The 4,045-nt window shown below is 57.9% G+C and carries 5 protein-coding genes; 3 read left to right on the forward strand and 2 right to left on the reverse strand.

Features of this window, described 5'->3' with window-relative positions; all coding sequences use genetic code 11:
* Positions 1-52 precede the first annotated feature (52 nt).
* Positions 53-229 (reverse strand): hypothetical protein, encoded by a 177-nt coding sequence (locus AC58EF_RS28215; RefSeq protein ID WP_497279676.1) that lies wholly within the window; start codon positions 227-229, stop codon positions 53-55.
* A 223-nt stretch (positions 230-452) separates the two neighbouring features.
* Here AC58EF_RS28215 and AC58EF_RS28220 point away from each other — a divergent pair, with 223 nt between their 5' ends.
* The 3 genes from AC58EF_RS28220 to AC58EF_RS28230 all read left to right on the forward strand — a co-directional run bounded on the left by AC58EF_RS28220 (position 453) and on the right by AC58EF_RS28230 (position 3,319).
* Complete coding sequence (locus tag AC58EF_RS28220) at positions 453-1,100, forward strand: recombinase family protein (protein WP_497279677.1); 648 nt, start codon at positions 453-455, stop codon at positions 1,098-1,100.
* A gap of 88 nt (positions 1,101-1,188) precedes the next feature.
* Entirely contained in the window at positions 1,189-2,052 is an 864-nt protein-coding gene (locus tag AC58EF_RS28225) for a replication initiator protein A (RefSeq protein ID WP_340234944.1), read from the forward strand.
* A gap of 433 nt (positions 2,053-2,485) precedes the next feature.
* Positions 2,486-3,319, forward strand: a complete 834-nt coding sequence (locus AC58EF_RS28230) for a helix-turn-helix domain-containing protein (protein WP_497279678.1) — start codon at positions 2,486-2,488, stop codon at positions 3,317-3,319.
* A 209-nt stretch (positions 3,320-3,528) separates the two neighbouring features.
* Here AC58EF_RS28230 and AC58EF_RS28235 read toward each other — a convergent pair whose 3' ends face one another.
* Entirely contained in the window at positions 3,529-3,942 is a 414-nt protein-coding gene (locus tag AC58EF_RS28235; protein ID WP_497279679.1) for an ATPase, read from the reverse strand.
* Positions 3,943-4,045: the final 103 nt, after the last annotated feature.

Here is a 4,045-nt window from a genome sequence, read left to right on the forward strand (position 1 = left end):
CCTACTTGCCGCGTGACGTTCGCTATCCGTTCGCCCTTTCCGTGCAGATACGTCACTTTCGTGTAGTCACCCCTGTCAATGTCGCTTCGTCGCTTTCCCCAAGACGAGCGAGCAATCCGGCTGACTTGGCGGCCAGATCAATTGCGCTAAATTCGGCGGCACCCCGCATGTCTGCGGCAACCTTGCGTCCATGATGGACAACCCACGCACCAGTAGTCTGCTTTTCCATGAATTCCCCCCGCGACTGACTATCGCGCAGCCTTTCCCGCAGCAAGTAGAAGGGGCGTTGCCATTTACAAGTAGCGGGAGATTATTCGTCCGATAGGGGATCGTTCAACGGACACTCATGCTCACTGTTCTCGAACGCCGGAAGACGGGATGTTAGTGCGTCTCATTTGACTGGTCCGATTTGTTTTGCATTGAAGGCCCCCTATACGTTACAAATCGCGGCTATGACCCAAACCCTTATCGGCTACGCCCGCTGCTCGACAGATAAGCAGGATCTCGCTGCGCAGCGCGACGCGCTGCTGCGGCTCGGCGTCGCGCCGGAGCGGGTATATACCGACCATGGGTTTTCCGGGACCAACAGGGCACGCCCAGGTCTCGATCAGGCGTTGGCAGCGGTGCGCAGCGGCGACACCCTCGTTGTTCCTAAACTGGATCGTCTCGCCCGCTCTGTACCTGACGCACGAGCGATTGGTGACAGCTTGGCGGAGCGTGGCGTGAAGCTGCAATTGGGTAGCAGCGTGCATGACCCCTCCGACCCAATGGGCAAGCTGTTCTTCAACATCCTGGCCACCTTCGCGGAGTTCGAAGCAGACCTTATCAGGATGCGGACGCGGGAAGGCATGGCCGTCGCGCGCTCGAAGGGGAAACTCCGTGGCAAGAAGCCCAAGCTGTCGGAGCGACAGCAAAGGGAGCTGCGCCGGATGCATGACACTGGTGATTATTCGATCAGCGACCTTGCCGAGCTATTTTCGATATCGCGGCCAACCGTCTATCGGACGTTGGGCCGTGTCGCCGGCACTGTTGAGAGCGATCAGATGATTCATACTCGAAAGCACGAACTCGGGGCTGATACGGTCCCTTTGAGCGCCTAACCGATGGTTTTGCGTGGTCCGTTCGTGCTTTCGGGTAGAAATCCAAGTAGCCCAAGGGCGTAGGGCAATAAGGTATGATGGAGCCGCAATGACTCGCACCCCCCAAGGCGAACTCTTCCTATTGGATAGCCCCCTCACCGGGGAGGTCCGGGGCGAGCGATCCCTTATGGCATTTCCATTTTTCGCCCTGAGCAAGAACGCTTGGATGAAGTCGCTCGCCTACAGCACGCCAAGCGTCTCCATCGAGGTCCGCCCCAGCACAAAGGGCGTCGCTACGATCTACGACAAGGAAATTGTCCTTTATATTGCGAGCCTTATGGCCTCCAAAATGGAGGACGGCGAGGATGTGTCGCAGGACTTCGTGTTTACCGCTCATGATCTTTTCAGCGTGACAGGGAGCAACCATTCATCACGCTCCTATGAGCGGCTGGCGGATGCCTTGGAGCGCCTGCAGGGCACGCAGATCAAGACCAACATCGAAGCCGGTGGCGAAGGCGTGGATGGCTTTTTCTCCTGGCTTTCGGAGGCGCAGCTTAAATACGCGAAAACCACCAAAGGCGAGCGACGGCTGAAGGCCGTGAAGGTTCGGCTCTGCGATTGGCTGTTTCGTGCCATCCTCCACGATCGCCAGGTACTCAACTATGCCACGGCATATTTCCAGCTCGGGCCAATCGAGCGGCGGATCTATGAGGTTGCTCGCTCGACCTGTGTTGATGGCGAAGATCTTGAAATAGATTTGGCAACATTCCGACTACAAATTGGCTATCAGAACCAATTAGCCAATTTTCGTAGTGCCTTGCGGGCAATTGCTGCGGCTGACACAATTCCAGAATATCAATTGCGACTTGTCGAAACTGAGGCCGAAGCTGATCCAGCGGCTCCGAAAGCTGGACGGCGCGCAAAACATAGTCGCGTCATCATCTCTCGCCGCCTCAAGCAGCTCGCCAATTGAGAGAGAATCGGACGTTTCCGATTCGGCGTGAAGCCGCGCATTTCCTATTCGATAGCACGAATAGCCGGCCTTGAATGCTACCCGATAGCACGAATCCGGGTAGCCATTCCTACCCGATAGCACGAACTTTTAGGGCGTTTCCTACCCGATAGCACGAACCGTAAGTCCTTCCGCTTCCATGACAATACTGCGAAAATCTCGCAGTCGATGATCCTGTCGATCAGCTTGGAAGAAAGGGGAGGCTGTGACCTCATAAAGGAAAGCCCGGCACGAAGGCCGGGCATCCCGTTGGAATAGTGGAGCGACGTCGCCAAACGTCGAACCGGGTCAACTACCCCTTCTCCCTACTCCATTCCGATCGTCGGTTCAAGGATGCGCGCTTCGCGCCACGCTATCTTTTTGTCCGGTGACGGCCCTCTCCAGGGAGGGACGAATGGGAACGTTTACCCTAAGCGAGGCGCTCGCGGGCGCATTTTCTAAACGCAAACAACCAGCGCGCAAGGCGAGATCGGGCGCGCCGCACCCCACTGGTGCGCGTGTTCTGCGCGACAGCGTTGAGGCCGGCACGTTCGAGCATGTCTTTTTCGTGGCCCCTGCCAAGGGAGAAACGGATAAACTGCTTCGCATGGCGCGACGCCTCGTTGAAGCAGGGCGCCAGCTACGCAGTGAGGCCCGGCTTAATGGCCGCGTTCTGTCTCCTACCGAGGCGCTGCTGACGACGCTGACCAGCGCGAGCGTGAGGGTGTTCGAGGAGATCCTTACCCTCTCGCGCCTGAACAACGGCAAAGTCTTCCCCAGCTATGATTATCTCGCAGAAGCCACCAGTTTAGGGCGTGCCACGGTCGCACGCGCTCTGCGGATACTAGAGCGGATCGGCTTCCTGGTCCGTCAGCGCCGGTTTAAGCGGATCGAGGCTGACGGCCCCGGCCCTCGCTACGAGCAGACCTCCAATGCCTACCGGCCATTGCTGCCGAAATCGCTCATGGACTATTTGCCGCGTTGGATGCGCCCTGCGCCGGTTCCTGATGATGAGCTTCAGCGTGAAACCGATCGGCTCGAAGAGATCGAGTATATGCGTTCTAAGCTGACATGCCGCGAGCTTGCGGAGAGCGTTGTCGACGGCCCGTTGGGCAAGATCCTTGCTCGGCTCGGCGCTGCCATCGACGCGCAGGAGCGTGAGTCTCAAATTGATCCGCAACCGCTAATGGATTCATATATAATAGGGAGAAACGGAGTTGGCCTAGTCGGCCAACACTCTAACGCCTGACGGCGTAGGAATGAAACGACCCCAAACTCCCCCCTATCAACGACAGCGCTTCCGGAAACGTCGGACGCGCCGCTTCGCGACGCGATGCTCCCCAGGAGGAGCAGGCGGATTGAGCAGCTTTAAATCGCTGCTGTTGAGCAGGCGGAGACGTCGATTCCGGGGCTGAAGGCGGCCACAAGCGCTATTACAAAGGGATTGCGGAGAGATATCTAAAGGATATCCTGAACCCATTGCGGCATTGTGGATGAGCGAAATTTCACCCTGCCCTTTTCTCGCGAGAAAATGAGCTGAAGCCGCCTGCTGCTGTTGTCGAACAGCAAGACCCGTTCGGCAAGTTTCATGGCGGTCGGCAGATTTCCCACGCTGCGCGAAAATCTGCGCAACAAATCCTGCAACGGTACGTCGTGGCCACCGCTAGCGACACGGCTGCGGACACGGCCGATCGAAAAGCTCACGTCGCCCAGGCCGATATAGACAAGATTGACCTTGTAGCCGGCGGCTGACGCCGCCCGCATCAGGTCGAGTTCACTGCGACCGGTCAATGTTGTCTCGATCGCGAAGCTTGAGCCCTCTGCAAGAAAGGTTCTCCGCGCGGCGACAGCCGATCTGCCGGCATGGATCACCCTTTGGGCGTCGGGCAATTCAGCAGGTAGAGGGCATAGCGTGGGAGGTACGCCAAGCAACGCTAAGGACGAACAATACCGGAACGGCGTGCAAGGGCATCAC

The organism is Sphingobium sp. WR1, from assembly GCF_059693745.1.

Bases quoted from the DNA above. Each gene is read 5' to 3' on its own strand.
- AC58EF_RS28215 (WP_497279676.1), bottom strand. From the start codon at position 229: ATGGAAAAGCAGACTACTGGTGCGTGGGTTGTCCATCATGGACGCAAG.
- AC58EF_RS28220 (WP_497279677.1), top strand. From the start codon at position 453: ATGACCCAAACCCTTATCGGCTACGCCCGCTGCTCGACAGATAAGCAG.
- AC58EF_RS28225 (WP_340234944.1), top strand. From the start codon at position 1,189: ATGACTCGCACCCCCCAAGGCGAACTCTTCCTATTGGATAGCCCCCTC.
- AC58EF_RS28230 (WP_497279678.1), top strand. From the start codon at position 2,486: ATGGGAACGTTTACCCTAAGCGAGGCGCTCGCGGGCGCATTTTCTAAA.